General features: G+C 33.5%; 16 protein-coding genes. 2 read left to right on the top strand and 14 right to left on the bottom strand.

Going from position 1 to position 22295, the window contains the following annotated elements:
- Nucleotide 1: 1 nt before the first annotated feature.
- From G9U52_RS31255 to G9U52_RS31200, 12 genes are all read right to left on the bottom strand, one after another.
- Nucleotides 2-1171, bottom strand: a complete 1170-nt coding sequence (locus tag G9U52_RS31255) for a DegT/DnrJ/EryC1/StrS family aminotransferase (protein ID WP_166155066.1) — start codon at nucleotides 1169-1171, stop codon at nucleotides 2-4.
- Nucleotides 1172-1184: 13 nt separating this feature from the next.
- Entirely contained in the window at nucleotides 1185-2213 is a 1029-nt protein-coding gene (gmd, locus tag G9U52_RS31250; protein WP_166155065.1) for a GDP-mannose 4,6-dehydratase, read from the bottom strand.
- Between the two features lie 23 nt (nucleotides 2214-2236).
- Complete coding sequence (locus tag G9U52_RS31245) at nucleotides 2237-2974, bottom strand: glycosyltransferase family 2 protein (protein ID WP_166155063.1); 738 nt, start codon at nucleotides 2972-2974, stop codon at nucleotides 2237-2239.
- 32 nt (nucleotides 2975-3006) lie between these two features.
- Entirely contained in the window at nucleotides 3007-3300 is a 294-nt protein-coding gene (locus tag G9U52_RS31240) for an EamA family transporter (RefSeq protein ID WP_243767668.1), read from the bottom strand.
- Nucleotides 3301-3369: 69 nt separating this feature from the next.
- A complete protein-coding gene (locus G9U52_RS31235; protein WP_166155059.1) occupies nucleotides 3370-4722 on the bottom strand; it encodes a mannose-1-phosphate guanylyltransferase/mannose-6-phosphate isomerase in 1353 nt (450 codons plus the stop codon).
- 132 nt (nucleotides 4723-4854) lie between these two features.
- Nucleotides 4855-5220: a DUF2304 domain-containing protein gene (locus G9U52_RS31230; protein ID WP_166155057.1), complete on the bottom strand. Its 366-nt coding sequence runs from the start codon at nucleotides 5218-5220 to the stop codon at nucleotides 4855-4857.
- A complete protein-coding gene (locus tag G9U52_RS31225) occupies nucleotides 5210-5944 on the bottom strand; it encodes a glycosyltransferase family 2 protein (RefSeq protein WP_166155055.1) in 735 nt (244 codons plus the stop codon). The genes G9U52_RS31230 and G9U52_RS31225 overlap by 11 nt, the downstream gene beginning before the upstream one ends.
- Before the next feature lie 19 nt (nucleotides 5945-5963).
- A complete protein-coding gene (locus G9U52_RS31220) occupies nucleotides 5964-8519 on the bottom strand; it encodes a DUF7657 domain-containing protein (protein ID WP_207953327.1) in 2556 nt (851 codons plus the stop codon).
- A gap of 425 nt (nucleotides 8520-8944) precedes the next feature.
- A complete protein-coding gene (locus G9U52_RS40365; RefSeq protein ID WP_243767667.1) occupies nucleotides 8945-12955 on the bottom strand; it encodes a glycosyltransferase family 2 protein in 4011 nt (1336 codons plus the stop codon).
- A 2-nt stretch (nucleotides 12956-12957) separates the two neighbouring features.
- Nucleotides 12958-13995: a class I SAM-dependent methyltransferase gene (locus G9U52_RS31210; protein WP_166155051.1), complete on the bottom strand. Its 1038-nt coding sequence runs from the start codon at nucleotides 13993-13995 to the stop codon at nucleotides 12958-12960.
- Nucleotides 13992-15293 (bottom strand): ABC transporter ATP-binding protein, encoded by a 1302-nt coding sequence (locus G9U52_RS31205; RefSeq protein WP_311764948.1) that lies wholly within the window; start codon nucleotides 15291-15293, stop codon nucleotides 13992-13994. The genes G9U52_RS31210 and G9U52_RS31205 overlap by 4 nt, the downstream gene beginning before the upstream one ends.
- A 23-nt stretch (nucleotides 15294-15316) precedes the next feature.
- Nucleotides 15317-16126, bottom strand: a complete 810-nt coding sequence (locus G9U52_RS31200; protein WP_166155047.1) for an ABC transporter permease — start codon at nucleotides 16124-16126, stop codon at nucleotides 15317-15319.
- Nucleotides 16127-16355: 229 nt separating this feature from the next.
- Between G9U52_RS31200 and G9U52_RS31195 the strand changes: the two genes are divergently transcribed.
- Nucleotides 16356-18821 (top strand): O-antigen ligase family protein, encoded by a 2466-nt coding sequence (locus tag G9U52_RS31195; RefSeq protein ID WP_166155045.1) that lies wholly within the window; start codon nucleotides 16356-16358, stop codon nucleotides 18819-18821.
- Nucleotides 18822-19000: 179 nt separating this feature from the next.
- The gene (locus tag G9U52_RS31190) at nucleotides 19001-20635 is read left to right on the top strand and encodes an S-layer homology domain-containing protein (protein WP_166155043.1); all 1635 of its coding nucleotides are present in this window, start codon (nucleotides 19001-19003) and stop codon (nucleotides 20633-20635) included.
- Nucleotides 20636-20879: 244 nt separating this feature from the next.
- On the opposite strand, the gene galE is transcribed toward G9U52_RS31190, so the two are convergent.
- Nucleotides 20880-21893 carry a UDP-glucose 4-epimerase GalE gene (gene galE / locus G9U52_RS31185; RefSeq protein WP_166155041.1) on the bottom strand — a complete coding sequence of 338 codons (1014 nt, stop codon included), beginning with the start codon at nucleotides 21891-21893 and terminating at the stop codon, nucleotides 20880-20882.
- 216 nt (nucleotides 21894-22109) lie between these two features.
- Nucleotides 22110-22292: a hypothetical protein gene (locus G9U52_RS31180; protein WP_166155039.1), complete on the bottom strand. Its 183-nt coding sequence runs from the start codon at nucleotides 22290-22292 to the stop codon at nucleotides 22110-22112.
- Between the last annotated feature and the right edge of the window lie 3 nt (nucleotides 22293-22295).

The following is a 22295-nucleotide window of genomic DNA, read 5'->3' as shown; positions in this document are numbered from 1 at the left end:
CTTATTCTAGGTTTTTAATAAGATTCAACACTGCATCAAGCTCTTTTTCAATGTTTATATGATGATTTCCAATAAATAAGCCGTTTTCATGTATATAGTCAGCATTTACTAAAGTATCGTAAATGCTGAAATCAAAATATTTAATAACATCATTTTTTATAAAATTACCAGCAACTATAGGTCTACATTCAATTTTATTTTCTCTAAAAATTTTAACTAAAGTATTTCTAGTAAAAGGTGCCTCATCTGTTAATACAATTGAAAAGCCAAAGTATGAAGATTCACCTATTTGTTTTTGAATTCTTATATATGGAACTTTACTAAAAATCTGTTGAAAATAATGTCCATTATTCCGTCTCACTTCAATTAAACTTCCCAATTTTTTCAATTGTTCCTGCCCTATAGCAGCTTCTATTTCTAAAGGTCTCACATTATAACCAGGAAGAATAAAATTAAAGCTTTCATAAAAGGGATCTTTATCTTTAACATACACTTCACTGTCTTCCGATAAACCTCTTGTCCAACCATGTGCTCTTAAACTTACAAGAATATCCTTTATTTCTTTATCATTAGTTATAATAACTCCTCCCTCCATAGTAGAAATATGGTGAGAGAAAAAGGTACTAAAAGTTCCCATTACACCAAATGTACCAGCATACTTACCGTTTAATTTAGCACCCATAGACTCACAATTATCTTCCAATACAATAAGATTATATTTATTGGCTATATCTAACACTTTTTTGTAATCTACTGGATTCCCTAGTAAATTCACTGAAAATATAGCTTTTGTATTTGATGTTATAGCAGCCTCAAGCTTATTTATATCCATATTCAAGGTATCAATATCAATATCAACAAATCTTACTTTTAATCCGTATTGTTGTAAAGGAGTAAACGTAGTTGCCCAAGAAACAGCAGGAACTAATACTTCATCTCCTCGTTTTAGTTTATACTTTTTGGAATAGAAAAGAGCTGAAATAGCTAACAAATTGGCAGAAGAACCTGAGTTAACCATAACCGCATAATTACACCCGAAATATTCAGCAAATTCTTTTTCAAATTTTTCAACTTCAGGACCCATTGTAAACCAATTGGATTTAATCACCCTATCAATTGCCTCATATTCTTTGTGATCCCAAGCCTCCGTTGCCAATTTCAAACCGTTCATTAGCTAATCCCCCCTATATTTCCTCAATATCTGCCTTTACCATCATCTTTACAAGTTCTTGAAAACTGACTTTCCTTTTCCAGCCTAATTCTTTCTCAGCTTTTGTTGGATCACCCAAAAGCAACTCAACTTCAGTAGGACGAAAATACTTGGAATTAATATCGACTAATACTTTTTTTGTTTTACTGCATATTCCTTTTTCTTCTACTCCTGAATCAATCCAATCGATATTAATACCAATCTCCAAAAAGGCTAATTCAACAAACTCTCTCACAGTATGTGTTTCGCCTGTTGCAAGAACATAATCTTGTGGTATTGACTGTTGTAACATCAGCCACATTCCTTCGACGTAATCTCCAGCAAATCCCCAGTCTCTTTTAGCATCTAGATTACCCAAAGAAAGTTTATCCTGTTTGCCTTTAGATATTCTTGCAACAGCTCGCGTTATTTTTCTGGTAACAAAAGTTTCCCCTCTTCTTGGCGATTCATGATTAAATAAAATTCCATTACAAGCAAAAATATTATAAGCCTCTCTATAATTAATTATTATCCAATAAGAATATAATTTTGCAACTGCGTATGGACTTTTAGGATAGAATGGAGTTGTCTCGCTTTGAGGCTCCGTTCCTGGAATACCACCGTACAGTTCAGATGTTGAGGCTTGATAGAACTTACAATCAACCCCTGTTTCTTTGATAGCGTCAAGAAACCTTAAAGTTCCAACCGCATCTACCTCAGCAGTATACTCGGGTACTTCAAATGAAACTTGCACATGGCTCTGGGCACCAAGATTATAAATTTCATCAGGCTTGACTTTATCGAGAATCCGATTTAAATTACTTGAATCAGTTAAATCACCATGATGTAAAAAAAGTGTTTTATTCCCGATTTCCGCATTTTCGAATAAATGATCAATTCGTTTGGTATTAAAACTACTAGTTCTTCTAATAATACCATGCACTTCATATCCTTTTGCCAATAAAAATTCTGCTAAATATGAACCATCTTGTCCTGTTATTCCAGTTATAATTGCTTTTTTCATTTTTCAACCGTCCTTTAATAGATCTAATTATTTAATAATCTTACAAAAAGCCTTCTAATAACAAGCCAAAAAGTATTTTTCTCTCCAAATTCTTTTAATATATCTTGTGTTTCTTTGTATGATTCCCATATATTTTTAAAGTTATTAGTTGAAACTCCCCCTACCCTCATTCTAACAGTAAACCTATTGAGATAAGTACTCTTTATTTTCTCAATTTCAAATAGACGGTATTGAAATTCATAATCAGCCGAATATTTATATTTTATGTTAAATTGGAATTGATCATAAAAATTTTTTTTAATAAACAATGTTGGAAAAGGCGGCGTCCATCCTAATCTAAATTCAATTTTTTTAGTTATCCATTTCCTAATAACATTTTGGGGATTATCCCATTGAACATAATATAAATTTGCATATAACAAATCTGCATTTGATTCAATAATATTGTTTACAACATCCTCAATAACAAATTTATCTATTAAGAAATCATCTGAATTAATAAATCCTACAATTTCTCCTGTTGCAACTTTTAAACCTTTATTCATTGCATCATACAACCCTTTATCAGGCTCCGAGCTCCATTTTAATCGTCCATTAAATTTTATTTCATAGTCTTTTATTATTGATAGTGTATTATCTTTTGAATTTCCATCTACCAGAATGTACTCTATATTAGCGTATGTTTGCTCTAAGATACTATTAATAGTATCTTTTATTGTATCTTCACTGTTATAACATATGGTTATTATGCTTACCTTCATTGATTATATACCTCTTCTATAATTAATAATTATCAGGTTTTTATATTAACAAGAACTACACCTACTATTATTATTAAAATACCAATAACTTTGTATACATTTATTTGTTCATGAAATACAAAAATACCTACGAGAATAGAAATTATTGTAACTGCTGCGCCAAGAACAGCTATAATATATGAGAGATCATTTTTAGAAATGATATAAGCATACATTAAAAAGCTAATTATATATAAACACATTCCCATTATAAGGTATAAATCAATTTTAACATCAAATACCCATTTTTCAATTTGAAAATAAGAACCATTGCCTCCAATTTTCATAAAAGTCAGCCCAAGTACTGTTATACATATATAAATCAGAATTATTATCAGCATATTTTGTACCCTTCATTAATTTTCTATAATATCATCCTTTGATAAATAATTACCCACTTGAACCTTAATCAATATTAATTCTACTTCATTAGGATTCTCAAGTGTAAGCTCGTCATTAACCGATATATAAGTTGATTCATTAGCATTTAATACTAGTTGCCTTTCATTTATTTGAACTTTTGCGGTTCCACTAACAACTAACCAATGTTCATTTCGTTGAGAATGATTTTGCATTATTAGCTTCCTACTTGGTTTAATGACTACTTTTTTGATTTGGTATAATGAAGAATGTTCTAATATAATAAAATAGCCCCAACTTTTATAAGTTGTTAAATGTTTTCTAACTAAATCCGAATTTTCTAATTTCAGTATCTCCACAATTTTTTTTACTTGTTGTGAATGTCCTTTTTTACTTATTAATAAAGCATCGATCGTATCAACAATCATTAAATCTTCTACTTCAATCATAGCAATAGTTTTATCATTCGAAATGATTAAATTGTTTTTGGAATTAATGAAATAATTCTTTTCGTTATTTGTAGAATTACCATACGAATCACTTGGAATCTGTTCAGATAATGCTTCAAAACTCCCAAGGTCAGACCAATGAATAGTAGTTGGCACCACTTTAACCTTTCGACTAATTTCCATGACAGCATAATCTATGCTATTCGATGGTATTTCTATCATATCCTCATTCCGAATCCTTAATGGAACCTCTGCTTTAGCATTTTTAATCGCTTTACAACAGGAATCAAAAATAATCTTTGAATAGGTATTAAGTTCCTCAAGAAATACTCTAGCTTTGAACATGAACATACCACTATTCCAATAATACCTTCCAGATGAAAAATATTCATTTGCTTTTTTCTGTGTTGGTTTTTCCTTAAAGGAAATCACTTCATTTCCTTCTGCTTCAATATATCCCAAACCAATATCAGGGGATTTAGCTTTAATTCCAAAAGTCACCAGAAAATCTTGATCCACAAAAAACTTTGCCTCTTCTATTGTGTATAAATAATTTTCATCCATAGTTATTAAATGATCAGAAGGTGTAACTAGAACAATTTCTTCTGGGTCTAGCATAAGACATGCAAGAGCTATGGCGGGAGCTGTATTACGCCCTACTGGCTCTAATAAAAAAGTACTGTTTTTTAAATTCAAACTATCTAATTGGTCTTTCGCTAAGAAGTAGTGCTCTTCATTAGTTACAATAATTCTTGACTCACAAAAAGAAAGATTTCGTAAAGCCGTTTCTTGAAACAATGATTTATCATTTATTAGTTTAGAAAATTGTTTTGGATACAGTGTTCTTGATAGTGGCCAAAGTCTTGTACCATTACCTCCACACAAAATTATGTTTTTCATGCATACCTCCAAGAATAAGCTATTCCAAATCTGAAATCGTCAAAGCTTTTCTTGCTTGCTTCCTAGAGTTGCTCCGCTAATAGTTTTTCTCGAACAGCTGGAGTGTATAAGTTCTAGCTAACGAATAAATCTTTACTTATCCATTTTGTGTTCCTTCTTGTAAGACTCTAATTCAAATGTTAATATTGCCACTGTTCTAATTAATTCATTAACTTTTGTAGTCAATAAGGATATTCTCCCAAGTTGTCTGTAAAGAAGTATTAATATTAAAATAATTGCTATTAAGAACAAAGTAGCTGGAGGATACTTAATACCAAGAAGTTCAGATATATAAACTAGACTGTCTGGAAAAATTGTCAATAATACTACAACGAGACACCCGATAACCCAATAGAATGATTCTTTTTCAATCAATAAATTTTTCCTTGTTTTGTTTAATATATATATACTTACTAAAATAGCTATAATTCTGGAGATTAATATAAGCTTATATTCCAATCCCCTTTACCTCCTTTAAATTCCTTTTACCTTTCAATACACATAAAAATATTGAATAGAGCATGGCAATTACATATTTTATATTTTTAATTGGTGAATCATGCATACCTACTCCACTTAATCGATCATGCATAATTACTGGTATTTCTTTTATATTAAAGCCAGCTCTAATCATCAATATCAATATATTTGCGTCTGGATATTCTGGATAATTACCAGAATCAACATAATATTTAAAAGCATCTCGATTGATAATTTGCAAACCTGATGTAGGATCTGTTATTTCCTTTTTTGTGAAAACCTTTATAATATGGGAAAACATATTTGTGCCTAATATTCTAAACAACCCATGTTTGTACTGATTTTTAACAATAAATCTTGAACCAATAACTATATCGCATTTTTCATTTTCAATTGCTTCTATTAAACGATTAATCTCTCTAGGGTCATGCTGACCATCCCCATCAAACTGAACCACATATTGATAATTTCTTAAAAGAGCATACTTTAATCCCGTTTGAATAGCACCACTATACCCCAAATTTGCACACAAGGAAATAATATTGTACCCTTTCTGTTCCACAACCTCCTTGGTAGCATCCTTAGAACAATCATTAATGACCAATATATCAACTTCTGCGTCACATCTCTTTATTCCTTCTAAAACATGAATAATATTTTTTTGTTCGTTATACGCTGGTATTACTAACAAAACTTTTTTCAAAGTATACACCTCTTTTAAATTAGTATGTGATTACTTGATAAATATATAAGTTATCTTTAGGACTATAATATATTTTTTGTAAAATTTCACTTTTGAATTCACCTTGAGAAAGAACATAATCAATACCAACTTTCTTTAGATCCATAACATTCAAATGAACTTGAAAAAGATCAGGTTGAATTAATTTAAATGAAGTTTTTTCATCAGTAAGCAGAATTTTTATATGTGCAAATCTATTATATACTTCTTTGAACTCTTGAGAAGGGTCTAGAATATTCCATGATTTAAAGTCAGGATAATAATGAACGCTATTAAACGTTTTTAAACCTAAGGCCACTAGAAACTGACTATTGACATTATTATTAACAGATACCCACTTTGCATTAGGTTTCATGAGTTTAATATTCATTAATTGATGAGAAATTTCTTTTTCATAAATACTAGCTGTTCCATGCGCAACTGGATTAACTGTAGCCCCCGATACAATTATCATAATAAACATTAGGACAGTGAATATATAAAGTCTCCCTCTAATAAGGAAATAATTTAAAGCAACAAAAAAAATAATTGTGATCCAAGATAAAATATCACCTAGATAGGAATGCATTTGAGTTTGAAAAAGAGATATATAATATATTATTGTAACAATTATACATATTAAAAAGCTTACGTAACGAGTTAATGGTTTTTTGGTAGCAAATATAGAAGCCGCCCACATAAATAAATAAATTGAGATAAGACCTATTACAATAAAACCCAGTCTCTTTTCAGTTACATAAGAAAATAATGTAATTTTACTGATGGATAAGGGATACTCCAGTATCAGCCAAGATGTTAGAAATAACAAATAAATGAATAAAGTAATAATGAGTTTTCTGTTTTGGGTTTCATATCGATAAATCGCAGCAAAACTAAGCAAAATAGCTGGAAAAAAATTTATAAAGTTACTTACTTCACTTCTATTAGAAAAAGTAACATCCTTATACGGCAATAACCAACTTATTAAGTAAGATTGTAGTTCTTTTATATCAAAATTACCACCAGTTATAACTCTTTTTCCTGGATAGATTGTGTTAAGTATTAAATTAATATCGTCTATTGATTCCAGAATAAATGTGGATATAGACACAATCACATATAAAATACAGATTATAATAGCTATTAACTCAAATTTATTATTAATTAGAGTTTTAATATTAGGAATTAATATAAAACCTAAAAATATTAGCAACATATATCCTAGTGGAACTTGAAGCGGAGGGTACAGAACTAGTATAAATCCTGTAATTGACAAAGTTAAAGAAGACACAAAAAAAATTCTTACCCATTTTCTTCCATCGCTTCTAACATAATACAACGCAGAAACAATAGCCCCTTGGACATAAATAATAATATCAACTACACTAGTATTATACCACCATTGAATCGCAGGCGACAAAGATATACATAAACTTCCAATTATCGAAATCTTCAGATTTTTATTTGAGAGAAACATTGACAGTTCGAATGAAAGCATAAAGAGTAACATTAAACGAAGCATCCAATACCATGATAAACCATAATCCTTTCCAAAAAGAATAAAACCCCAAAAATGTGGTCTCGCAAGTAAATGAATGCTAAACGTAGGAACATTAGCAATCAACATATTTTGTCCATCTGAACGAATATTATCATTCCTTATGGGGAAAAATTCATCATTTTGTGTTTGAGATAAGAACCACGGTGTTTGCACAAGCCATTCATCACTTCTAATACTGCGTGGTTCTCCTATCAGAGTTGTGGAATGTTTATCATCCATTTTCTCAATGACATAATTGTCCCACATTCCGATTGAAGATCCATGTATATTACCAAGAACCAGAAAAGAAAATACAATTAATGCAATATAATACCTGTACTTTATAATTTCATGTTTATATTTTCTCATTAGCAAAAGTAAAAAGTAAGACACATTTATTAAACAAAACACAAATAAATATCTTAAAATATTAAAGGATAATTCATAAGGTGGATTTATTTCTACTTTCAGTAACTTTATGGAATCTCCTGCTTTGTCTGTTAAATCTAATCTCAGATTATTAATAGTGGTTCCATTGTTGAAATTCATGTATATAACAGGACTTACAACTGAGACCAAAGAATTTTCTTCTGAATAATTAGGATCGGAAGGTGTTGTGTAGAATATCTGGAACATAGCATTGGGTCTACTATGTTCAAGTTCAATTTTTATAGTTTTTACTTGAGTATTTAAATCTTTATACTCTAACCAAGCATCATTCGTCAAGGATGTATAACGCGAAAATTCGTTTAAATTTAAATCTTTAGGAATATTACTCTTTTTCGTGATATCTTGACTCAGTAAATTATTTATCCTTATGTTGTTATATATAGAATAAAAATTAAAGATAAATATTTCGATAAACAAAGAAATGAGAAGAATGAGAAGAAACCATACTGCAACATTTTTTTTCTTGAAGCTTGAGCTCGTCATATAAACCTCCGAATAATAAAATAGCCTCTCGGCAACTGCCGAGGTTGACTGGCTCCCCGGAGTATCGCGATTATTCTTAATCACTGTAATTGTTCATGCCTTTCTATTGGCTTATCCTAAATATCTCATGTTTGATTACACTCCTTCTAAGACATTCTCATGGCTTCGCTTGGACGATGTTCCCGTGGATGGACTTTTTTGCAGGAAAAGTAACTTGTGATTTTCACTAAAATTCACAAGTTTACGTCTTCATCTCCCGTTCTTTAATTCGAAGTCCTTTGCAGTTAGTACGAATTACGGCAATCCCCCATAGCTTGCAACTTGTACCGGCTACTCCATTCTTTTCAAGCTCTAAGCCCCAATGGACGTATCCGTATTTAACATTTAATATTTTTAAGACAAATGGGTGAATTAAACCGAAATCGACGTTAAACGAGACCTCTTTTAAATATGATGAGAGCAATAAATGTCAACTATTTACACAAACCAATTTTCATCATTGATATTCTTTATAGTTTCAAACTAAAGTCTTCATGCTGCAAAGTAAGATTGGGATTGTAATAAGGATCTGTCGTGAGGCGTTCTCCCCATCTTTTTTGCATAAATTCAATTTCACTTTTAAATCTTTCTTGTTTTTCTGAGGTATCCTCTTGCCCGCGACTTTTCGATTCGTAATGATATAATTGCACCTGTGGTAACCATACAATGTTATATCCCTTTTCTCTTATTTTAAGACAAAAGTCAACATCATTAAATGCAACAGTAAGAGATTCGTCTAATCCTCCTACTTCTTCATAAATCTCTCTTCTAAGCATTAGACAAGCCGCGGTTACAGCTGAGTAATTGGTAATCATTCTAAGTCTGGAGAAATACCCTGGATTCTTAATATCAAAGTATTTGTGGCTATGACCAGCGATCCCACCAATCCCGAGAATTATTCCGGCATGCTGAATAGTGTTATCAGGGTATAATAAATTGGCACCAACAGCTCCAATATTAGATCTAATTGCTTGTCCTGCCATTTCATTAAGCCAATTCGGTGTAATCACTTCGATATCATTATTTAATAGTAATATTAATTCCCCTTGCGCTACTTTAACTGCTTCGTTATTCAACTTGGAATAATTAAATGGGATATCTAAGTGTAACACTTTAAACTTGTCAGGTTCATTTTGCTCCCACTTTTTGAATATATCAAACGTTGCTTGTTCATTGCTGCCATTATCTATAATAATTATTTCGAAATTTCTGTAGACTGTTTTCTCGTATATTGAGCTTAAACATTGATCTAACATCGCTGCCATATTTCTGGTAGGTATGATAATAGAAATCTTTGGCTCGTTAACCGGTTCATAATGAATAATGTAAAGGTTAGGTATATCAGAGGGTTCGACCCACCCATTTATTTCTCTTCGCGTTATTGCATCGGTTAGCGCCTTGAAGCCTGCATCCTTTGTATAATCCTTAGCTCCAACCCCTGATGCAGTTGATTCAGGTATCGATCTCCAATGATATAAAATTTTAGGAATATGATGTATTTTATCTGTGTGTTCTGAAAGCCGTAGTACCAGATCGTAGTCTTGGCTTCCTTCATATCCTTTTCTAAATCCTCCAATTTCGCGTACAAGCTTGGTTCTATATACACCAAGATGGCAAGCATACATTTGGGAAAGGATTGTATCTGGTGACCAATCTGGTTTAAAAAATGGAGAATGCCGTTCTCCTTCCACACTGATTTTGTCCTCATCACTGTAGATCATATCTGCCTCAGGATGCTGATTGAGTAAGTAGACATTTTCATACAACGCATCTATCGTTATTTCGTCATCATGATCAAGAAGAGCTACAAACTCTCCTGTTACTAACTCTAATGCAGAATTTGATGCTTCTGAAATATGACCATTCTGAGGTCTAAACATAACTTTAATTCTATCATCAAGAGCTAGGTAAGACTCTAATACCTTTCTAACATGTGGCTTTGGTGATGCATCATCAGCAATACAAAGCTCCCAGTTAACATACAATTGATTCCTAACCGATTCTATACATTTGATCAACCATTCTTCATCAACATTATATACAGGCATAATAATTGATATCAAAGGTTTATAGCTAAAATGCTCAATTTCTTCCAGTATAGATAATCTCTTAGCATCTGATAATTCAGCGTTTGCTTGCAGCCATACATTGTAATTTACAGCATTATGGTTTAAACCATTCTGATTCAATCCAAATTTCACTTTGTTCCAAACACCTTTGAAGCCTTGCTTATTGTATATATTCCATGTTTTTTTTATCATAAGGTTTAAAGTAGCAATGGAAAATCCACGATATTTAATATAGTTAAATGCAGAATTCCAAATAATATGGAATCGACTGGATTTGTAGAGCCCTATATCTTCCAGAACAAATTCTGATTCAATGTCACCGGGATCCAGTCGAAGTTTGCTAACTGCATGATTTAAAAGAATAAAATTAGTTTGGGTCAGTGTATCTCCTGTTTTTATAGTTCCTATTACTGTACTACTATTTTCAGACATACCATTTCCATCATCCCAGTACAATTTCAAAGGAATATTTTCATTAGAGCATGACGTCCATTTAATCTTTACCCAACCCTTAGGAATAGTTCCCTCTAATATAAAATGAGGGTCACTACCCGTACTCCTCCAACTGCCCATTTCTGAAAGTTTTAATAAATCATGCTTAGGTAGCAATTTAAAATTATAAGCTTTTTGAGTTATTACATCATAAATATCCCTAAAATTATACACTAATTTACCAAATGTGCGTAAAGGTCGTGTAATTTTCCAAGAATTTGTATTCTTCAAAATATTGATTTCATTTCTAATTTGTGAGAGATCTTTTTGCTGATTGTTTTCCTTTTTTATAGATTCATTAAGTTCATTCCTCAGCCTAATGATTTCCATATTATTTATTTGATGAGACTCTTCATACGTTTTCACAGAATCTACTAAAACCTTCAAATTATCCAAAGCTTTGATGTATGTGTCGTTTATCTGAGCATAATTTTGATTCAATTGTAATAATTCATCTTTAGTATTATTTAGTTCTTCACTTAGTAATAAAGATTGGATCGCTTTTTGCTCCAAAGTATTTAAAATTACTGATGATATATCATTAATAAATTTCATTTCAATTATTACTTTTAAATTGGTCTTATTTATTGTTTTGATCGATTCATCAGGGAGTTTAATTATTATCTGAGGATCATCATTTAAAGAAACAACTTCGTAACAATCATTCCCCAAATTTTCTAATTGATATAATCCATTAGTTGAAATAAATTCATTAAATTTAGTTTCATGATTAATTTCATGGGTAATTTGATCATCCATAAGTAGACGGAGTGATTTAATTGTTATTGAGCAAGGTTTATTATGAGGGTCTAATCTAATGAATTTACTATTTGAAGGAACTTCAAAAATAAATTGCGAGAAATCATTTTGCTCACTTTGCTCCACCTTTGTAGAATCTTCTTCTAAAAATTCTAGGCTTTCAGACCAATATAATTGCAAGTAATCCGAATAAAAGAGTTCTGACTTTAATGGGTTTGAAAAATTAATAGATTCAATTGACGTGGATTCGATCGTCTCCAAATATTTCTCGGGATTTTCCATATCAGTTATCCATGATTTAAAATAATTAAGAGTGGTATCTCTATATATCTTATATGTTTGTTCGTACTCATTATTACTAAGTACATTTTGAGCAAGTGCCACTTCATTTAAATAAAATAATAAGTCAATAAAACTAAATTTCACTTCTTTAGTAAATATTTCTTTTTTTAGATTTTCCAAATGTAAACCTTGAGTAAAAAACTCACTCCGCCAAATATCTATCCACCAGAAATGTGTTTTCCGACTTAAATCAAAATCGACAACCATAAATTTATTATCTTCAGAGATTAAAATATTCTTGGTAGTTATGTCCATTGAGCTTAACACTGGTCTTTTAACCAAAGTAGTTATATCCTCATTGACTTGTTCTTGAAGTTTTGAAATCAGAATCTCTGGTATGCTTAGACTGTTAGCTGTATTTATAAATATATCTATTTCTTGAGAAAGAAGATTTTCATCAATTGCTTCATCAGACTGATGAATTTCCTTAAATAAATGTTCGAATATCATTACAACTCTTTCTTCTGTGAGTAAATTTCCATTAAGTAAGGTATACAGTGTAGAAGTGTTAGTTAAATATTCCTCAACAATATATATGTTAGTAGGTGTTTCATAAATCCCGTAAATTTCAGGTGCTGTATAACCAATGAATCCTCTAACTCTACTCTGCATTTGAATAATTGATTGCAAATCAAATATACCGTACCGCGGAATTTTTTTCACAGAACATAACGGAATTGTATTTTTGTATACAAAATAACGCAAGCTCTGCGCTTTTTCATTTCTTATTCCATCACTAATTTGGAGATTAAATACAATAGATTCCTTTTCTGATTCTGAGCATAACCCAACATGCAATAGTGCTTTGATTAATTCCATAATTAACTCCTTTTACGTAAAATAAAGCCATAAGATGGACAAAAGCTTTGTGCAATTTTGTTTTTGGATAACACTTTATAAATTTCATTTAGCTCATTATTTTTCTCGAAAGATATCCCATTAGTACCCAAATGTTCCAAAACTGGCAGACCCTTTTTCAATACTTCATTAATAGATCTTAAGTCTATCATTTGTCGGATAAGCTTATAATCAGGAAAGCATCCATAAACTTTCTCTAATTCAAGACCCGACTCGCCAATCATCTCTTTATATTCTTCTAGGCTCCAAGTCTTAGAAGGTAATTGTTCGCCATCGGTTTTAGTAAGAAAATTAACTTCAGCCAGCTTCTCTTCGAGAAAAGTATGATGGATGAGACCTGTATGATCATCCGCCGCGCCAAGAATATATTTTAACCCCATACTGTTTTCAATTCCAATATAGATCATTCCCCCAGGCTTCAAGAGCCGGTATGCTTTCTTCAAGGCTTCTATCTGAACCTCTCTAATCGAGGCCCCTTCTTCGCGGCCAACACCAATCCATTCTAATGAGCCATTGAAGACAATAGCATCAAAAATCCCCTCCAAAAATGGAAAACTCAAGAAATTGCCTTGAACATATTGTAATGGCACTGATTCTTGAGTAGCAATGCTTTTGAGGATATTAAGCCTGTTATAGGTTAAATCAAGTGCTACTGAATTACCATAGCGCCCTAACGGGATACACACCTGACCCCAGCCTGATCCAACATCTAAATACAAGCCGTTTTTAGGAATATCAAGTACATCTAGAAATAAAGAACGACCAGTATCTGTAATGATCTTATAAAGCCATGGCGAATGATCTTTAAAGCTTTCTGCAATTACATCTTTCCAAGGTCTATCGCTCATCATAGTGACCATTTCCGCTTCATGTTCACTGCTTAAATCCGCATATTTCCCCGTGTAATTACTTTCTATCACAAAATTATCTGATTCAATGTCAACCTGTCCATTGTCATAGATAATGTCTCTAATGTTCATCATTTCACCTTGTTCCTTCATAACTGTTGTTTCTCAAGGTGGCTGATCGTAATTCTGGAATCAAGATTAGCTATGCCAAAGCTACGATCGCTACCCTGAGGCAAAACCTTTATTTCTATGGCATCATAACGTCTATCAAGAGGAACTATCTCTTCTTTTAATAACTCCACAAAACCAAAAGAAATAAAATAGATCCCGGGAGCTAATGCCATTCGATGCTTAAATTCAACATGAATAGTTTGATTAGGTTGAAGAGCTTCAAAAGGGTAATTCTGAAAATAAGTATTTGTTCCATAAACCTCTAAGCCTTTAACCGATTTAATAGTAACGGCATAAATGGGTTTAGCGATTTCTTTACCTGCTGTTATATCCATAGCAATTGTGACTTCATCACAGGTTGTCAACATTTCTATGGATTGTCCTGTTATATCCAATATATCTACCTTATCAATACTTCCTTGACCATTACCATATCTATATTCTTTTCCATCTGTTTTTCGTTGATCTTCATCATTAGTATTAGCGCCTTGGAAGCTGTTTGCTTCTTCAGAAGGCTCTATATGTTCAGTTAGTTCCGAGTCAGCACTTGAAAATAAAATTTTAGTGTATTTGTTAACAATATCATTAGGCGTTCCTTGATCTAGAAGCTTTCCTTTGTCAAACAATAGACATTGATCACAGAATTGTCGAATTGATTGCAAATCATGGGTAACCAATAGGATGGTAGTACCTGATTCTTTTAGGGTTTTAATCCGTTCAAAGCATTTTAATTGAAAACGACCATCACCGACAGCCAATGCTTCATCGACGATCAGGATATCAGGATCTACACTTATAGCAACAGCAAAGGCCAGCCTTACATACATACCGCTTGAATATGTTTTAACCGGTTGATCAATATAATCCCCTATATCTGCAAAAGAAGTAATGTCGTCAAATCGTTTTTCCATTTCCGCTCTGTTTATGCCTAGTATGGCCCCATTTAAATAAACATTCTCTCTCCCTGTGAAATCAGGATTAAAACCACTTCCCAATTCGAGTAGAGCTGCAACGCGCCCGTTCACATTAATATTGCCTTCCGTAGCTTGGAGAGTTCCCGCGATTATCTGCAGTAAAGTACTCTTACCCGATCCATTTCTTCCAATAATACCAACAGTTTCACCTTTTCTTACTTCAAATGTTATATTTTTCAAAGCTCTAAACTCTTTAAAGTATTGCCGATTTCCTCTAAAAATAGACTGCATCAATCGATCCTGTGGATTATTATATATTCTATAAGTTTTGCTAACGTTATTAACACTAATTGAAACCTTCTCCACAAAAGAACCTCCATTCTGGAAAGCTAGATCACATCTGCAAACCCTGACTTTGTTTTGTGAAACCATATATATCCTAAGTAGAAAACGACTAGTCCAATAATCATTTCTATACCCCAAACATTCCAATCAGGCATTTGTCCCCAAATCATAACCCTTCTCATATCCTCAACAACATAACCAACTGGATTGAAATAATATATAAAAAGCAAATCTTTAGGAATAGAAGTTACTGGATAAAATATTGGACTTAAGAGCATCAGCGCTTGTACTGCTATCGTTATTACCTGTGCAATATCCCTAAGATAGACGCCTAATGATGATAATAGCCAACCCAAGCCTAGAGACAACAACATCAACGGGCACAACACAAGTGGAATAAATATCAAAGTCCAATGAATAGCATTCATGAAAATACCAACACACACAATTAATATACCCATACTTATTAAACTATTAATTAAAGCAGAGCCCAATGCTACCACTGGAAGTATTTCCAAAGGGAATACAACTTTCTTCACATAATTGGCATTACCTAATATCAAATAAGGAGAACGACTAATAACATCACCAAATATACTAAAAGTGATTAATCCACAAAAAATTATGATAGCAAATTCAATTTTACTATCACTACCCGTACCCCACTTTGCATTAAAAACTTCACTGAAAACAAATGTATATACGGCAAGCATAAGTAATGGAGTAATAAATGACCACATAATTCCAAGAATGGATCCTTTATATTTGGAAATGACTTCTCGTTTGGAAAAGCTTTTAATTAATTCTTTATGACTCCATAGATTCTTCAGGATTATAAAAGGATTTAAAAACATATCACAACCAACCTATTCTCAATATTATTTGTGTTATTATATAAAATCAAAAGAAACTTGTCGAAATTTGGTATTTAAGCGATTTAATTCAGGTTTAATTCTACCAAACATAAGCCCCTAATACTAGATGCAAAAATTTCTCAGCTTATCGGATGGTGATTTTGGTTTTGATGCGTGCTATATTGTGTTAAAATACCAATAGATTTTAATGTAGAAGGAGAAATACGAAATGGTCTATAAAAGCGCAAATAATACGTCAAACCATCTTGAATCGTCTCCAAAATCATCTATACTATTTTGGATATTAACTACCTTCACCACACTCTTTTTATTTTGGGCACCCTTCCAGAAAGCCTTATTCAACGGCAACACCTTTGACTTTGAAAGACCGCTCTATAGCTCCTTTTTGTGGGGCGCCATCATTCTGTTTTTAGTTTCTATTTTCTTATTCTACAACTGGAGGTTCAAACATGCCTCCGATTTATTAAGTTTAATAATATGGCTTATACCCTTAACGTTTATTATTTCGTTGGTATCTGCTGCTTCCTCCTACTACGCTGTCAATATCATCTATATCCAGTTGGTGTACGTTATTTTCTTTTTACTTGGCATTTATTTGAGTAGAAGCGATTTGGGTGTTGCCATTACTCGAGGTGGGCTCATAGCCTCTGGATATTTTATCGTTATATTTGGGTTAGCTAACTGGTTCGGCAATAAAGAAGTAATATTCAGTTTAGTCAAAATGTTTATTGCGGATGGTACCAGTCAAAGTTTCTACAGAGATGCAATAATGACAGATTCCAATGGAGTTCGACTAACCTCAGTATTTCAATATGCGAACTCTTACGCTGCTTTTCTTATTGCACTAATGCTGTGCTCGATTTATTTGGTTATCACCTCCAAAAAATGGATCATGACTCTTATTCATAGTTTTATGTCAATAATAATTATTGTTTCCTTCTTCCTTACTCTTTCTAGAGGTGGCTTAGTTATTTTGCCAGTAGTGTTATTATTTATTCTCCCCTTCTTAAAGCCACAGAGACAGTTATTGTTTATTATCCACATCATATTGTCTTTTGGTGTTTCGTTGCTAGTTCTAAGTAAAGTGACTACGATTGGTATTGAGATTAATAAACAATTTACCTCTTCACTCTCTTTCCAAGGTTGGGCAATCATTATAGTTGCCTCCTTGATAAACGCAGGAATTGCTTTTGTCATTCAAAAATTTCTTGCTGGGTATATTCAAAACAAATTAATTAAATTTCAGGAAAAGCGCTTTATCAACCTTATTATACCGGTGACAGCTTTAATCATTGGCACCATCAGTATTATCCTTTTATTTCAAGATACCGGGATCACAAAACTTCTTCCAGAAAATATTAAAACTCGTGTAGAAAACATTAATTTCCAGCAGCACAGCGTATTGGAAAGAGGCACTTTCTATGCCGATGCAATCAAATTATATAAAGATTATCCTGTTATAGGTGCAGGTGGAGGCGCTTGGTCTGCTCTATATGAGAAATACCAAAATAACCCTTACGTTAGTCGTCAAGCCCATAATTTCTTTCTTCAATATTTGGTAGAAGTGGGTGCAATAGGGTTTGCCATCTTGTTATTGGTGCTAGGAGCCATATTTTATATTTTCATTAGAAGCTTTATCACGAATAAATCGCAAACTGATGAATTCCGTTTTGTATTCTACATTATTGCTATTTCTTTGCTTATTCATAGTATGATCGACTTTGATTTAAGTTATGTATATCTAGGAATTGTATTATTCCTATCATTAGGATCTATGATTTCAAAAATCAACATTGGATTGCTAGGTTCAAAGTGGGGTATTATTGAGAAATATAGATGGATTTACCCATCCCTGTTACTCGTTATCTCCTTATTTATGTTCTTTAATGCTTCACAATTATTAAATGCTAACAGTAATTTCCAAAATGCCGTAAATCAAGCACAAAATAATAAAAGCATTAACGAAGTTTTTCCTCTTCTTGATGTTGCACTTAAAAAGCATAGCAATCATCCTGAATATGTTTCATATAAAACTGATATTCTTTTACAAGTGTACAACCAAACCAAAGATGAGAAATATTATAATGAAGCAGTTAGTTTAATTCAACAGACAAGAAAAAAGGAACATTTTAATAGAAGTTTAATCGAAAAAGAAGCACAGACTTTAATGATAAAAGAACAATTTCCTCAAGCTTTAGAGCTTGTTGACCAGGAAATCATTAATTTTCCATGGGATATCACGCTGTATGAAAAGGCTATATCGCTTAACTTTGATCTGGGCAATAAGGCTCGAATGGAAAAGAACAATGCGCTGAAGGATCAATACTGGAATCAAAGTATTGCCATCTATAACAAAATCCAAGAAAAAACCAAAATACTCGAAGCTTTACCCAAGGAGCAAAGCCAAGGCCGCGCATTTGGCTTGACCAAAAATATGGCTTTAACATTAGGTCAAATTTATTATATAAATGCTAATTATTCTGCAGCCGAAGGCTTCCTGAAGTTTAACCTAACCGAGCAGTTCGACGATCAGGCCAATCTGCAGATGGCTCGCTGGTATTTAGCCTCCCTGCAAAAACAAAATAAAGCAGACCAACCCTTACTAGATAAATTGATAGCAAAGGATCCCAAAGAACGTGAGGAGATAAATAAGCTCGTAAACGCAACTTTTTAGTATAAATTACGTCCCTATAATTGGAAGCACTCTTTTTTTCCCAAAAGGCTACCATAAATAACATTATGGTGATAAAATGAAAATTGCTTGTTCAAATTTATTATCAACATGGTTCGACTAGATTTAACATTGGCACAAGCCTTGTTAACATATATCGCTGGAAGGGAGGTGAAACAAAAATGGCGAATGAAAATTTGCAAGACCAAACTAATAGAGAAACAAATAGGAGGAATACCGTGTTAAATCGTACTTTTGTTACTAAATTATCTTCAGTACTTTCTTTGTCACTTATTACCGCTATCACCGTTCCTGTCTTGGCTTTTGCTGCAACTGGCAGTTTTACAACAACTCCGGCTCCTTCTTACAGTGGATTTACAGTAAATGGTTCCGTTTATTCCACTACGTATGATACTACAGGTGTTGGTGCACAAGTAAAAGTTTTTGATCAATATGGAAATTATCTAAACACTGCAACAACTGCTACATATACTTATGATGCAGCAGAAGGCGTGTACAGATATCCATTTAGCTACACTACCAATAGCCGTTTTAATTACGTAAAATTGCAAGAAGTAACTTCTAGCGTTTACCAAACCGTATACAACACCAACTTAGGTGGCGGCGGAAGTAGCGGCGGTGGCGGTGGTGGCGGCGGTGTTAGCACAGGCGGAATTTATGTAAACAGTGATGGCTCCATCGATGCTAATGCTTTATCCAATGGTTTAGCAGCTGGTGATGTTACATTGAAGCTTTCCGGTACTACAGCATTGCTTCCAGCATCCGCATTAGTCGGAAATGGTGCAAGAACGATTACGGTTACTAATGATTCCGGCACTTATGTATTGCCTGTGTCCGTATTCAACTTGGATGCATTGGCTAAAGCACTTGGTATCGAAGTTAAAGATTTGAGAATCAAGATTACTATTGCTAAAGTAACTACAGCTGTTGCTGATGAAGTTAAAGCTGCTGCTACGGCTGCTGGCGGTACACAATTAGCGGATGCAGTAGATTTTAACGTAGTAGGTATCGACAAGGACAGCAAAACGACTCCTGTTGACTTCGGTAAAACCTTTGTTTCCCGTTCCGTCAATGTTTCCAAAGCTGTTGATTCCAGCAAAACGACAGGTGTTCTCTACGACGAGTCCACTAAGAAATTAAGCTTTGTTCCTGCTACGTTCAGCACAACAGACGCTAAAAATACTGCTACCTTGAAACGTAATGGCAACAGTATTTATACCGTTATTGAAACGAACAAAAGCTTCGGCGATGTTGCTTCCCATTGGTCCAAAGCTGATGTTGAGCTTCTAGCTAACAAGCTGGTTGTTGAAGGTTCTTCCGATACAACTTTTGAACCAGAACGTAATATCACTCGTGCTGAGTTTGCTGCACTAGCTGTTCGTTCCCTTGGTTTGACTCCTGTAAGTGCTTCAACTTACTTTACTGATGTGAAGTCTGATGCTTGGTATGCTTCTGTAGTAGCAACTGCTGCTGCTGCTGGTCTGATCGATGGCTACCAAGACAACACCTTCCGTCCTGATGCACAAATTAATCGTGAAGAATTAGCAGCTATTGCTATTCGTGCGATGAATTATGCAAGCATCAGCACTAATGTTGCTGATACTGAATCGGTATTGAGCAAATTCAAAGATGCTAACAAAATTGTATGGGCTCAAAAAGAAATCGCTGCTGCGGTTAACGCTGGTCTGATCGATGGAATGACTGCTGACACGCTTGGCTCCACAGGTAATGCAACTCGTGCGCAATCGGCAACGGTTCTAAAACGTTTCTTGAGCACAGCTCAGTTCATTAACTAGTTTGCAAATTTTCAAACAAAAAGAGACTCGATACTTCGGTATCGGGTCTTTTTTTGTTTGAAGTTTTTCAGTAAAACGCAATGATCCACTCTAGTATGTCCGAATACAACTATTATAAGAGAAAAACGTTTTTCACAATTTTCTATACGTAATATCATTAGAACTTCGAAAGCTACCTTATAAGCCGCTTTGTTTAGTCAACCTATAAATAATCATCAATCTTTCAGGCTAATGCGGCTCATTTTTAGTAACCATTTGGATTATTAATTTGCCAATTCCAAGCATCTTCACACATGACTTTAATATCTCGCTCTGCCACCCAACCAAGGTTTTTTTTCGCTTTTAATATATCTGCATAACAAATGCCCACATCACCTGGTCGGCGTTCTACAAACTTGTATGGAATTGTTTTGCCCGAAGCTTGTTCAAATGTTCTCAACAGCTCCAGCACACTATATCCTTTTCCAGAACCAAGATTATAGGTATGAATGCCCCGGCCTGTATCCAAGATTATTTGCTGAAGTGCTTTTAAATGACCTATTGCCAAATCCACTACATGTATATAATCACGAACTCCTGTACCATCCTGTGTTGCATAATCGCTACCAAACACATTAAGCACCTTCAATTTACCAACTGCGACTTGAGCTATGTAGGGCAACAAATTGTTAGGAACACCGTTCGGGTTCTCACCAATAAGTCCGCTAGGATGAGCTCCAATCGGGTTAAAATAACGCAGAAGCGTGATGCTCCAGCTATTATCTGATAAATACAGATCTCTAAGTATCTCTTCAATCATCAGTTTCGTTCTTCCATAAGGATTCGTTGCCAACAAAGGAAAGTCTTCCGTGATCGGAATATTCTCAGACACCCCATATACTGTTGCAGAAGAGCTGAATACCAACTTTTTCACGCCATGAGCTTGCATAGTTTGACACAAGTTAATTGTACCAGTAATATTATTTTGATAATATTTCAATGGATTTTGAACGGATTCGCCAATTGCCTTCAGGCTGGCAAAATGAATAACAGTTTCGATACTGTTCTCTATGAAAATGTTATTAAGACCATCCCTATCCAGCAAATCAATCTCATAGAAAAGGAAACTCTTACCTGTTATCTCCTGAACACGTTTTAATGCTTCCGGATTGCTGTTAACCATACAATCTACTACAATTATTTCATAACCGCTATTTAGCAACTCGACACAAGTATGACTACCAATATAGCCCGCTCCACCCGTTATTAATACTGCCATTACATTACCCCCTAATCAAAATGATCTAATAGGTCTCTCTTGCCTAAACGGGTTCTTTCTTAATAAGATTATATCAAGCCAAGCTATAGATACCAACTTTTTCTACTAAGCATCCTCATTCAAGTTATTCGATTCCTGACCTCTCCACATTGTTCAAAAAATTTAGGCAACGACGGATATCTGTGCTAATATGATTCAGCTAAACTGTTGCTGTACTTAAACACGCTTCGTCGTCCTAGCTACAGCAGCATACAGCCGTTGCCACGAGATGGACATCTTGGACAAATGTGGGCTTTCAGCCAGGTCAAACTGCGATAAGTAATCAGGTGTTGGTGCTTCCTTGATCTTTCTTGATCGTTGCGGCTTGTGGTCAGCGGCCTCCGTTTTAATCTCAGACAAGTT

The sequence above is a fragment of the Paenibacillus agricola genome (genome assembly GCF_011440305.1).
GTDB classification, from domain to species: Bacteria; Bacillota; Bacilli; order Paenibacillales; family NBRC-103111; genus Paenibacillus_S; species Paenibacillus_S agricola.
Note: the sequence above shows the minus strand (reverse complement) of the source record. Positions and strands in the feature narration are given on the sequence as shown.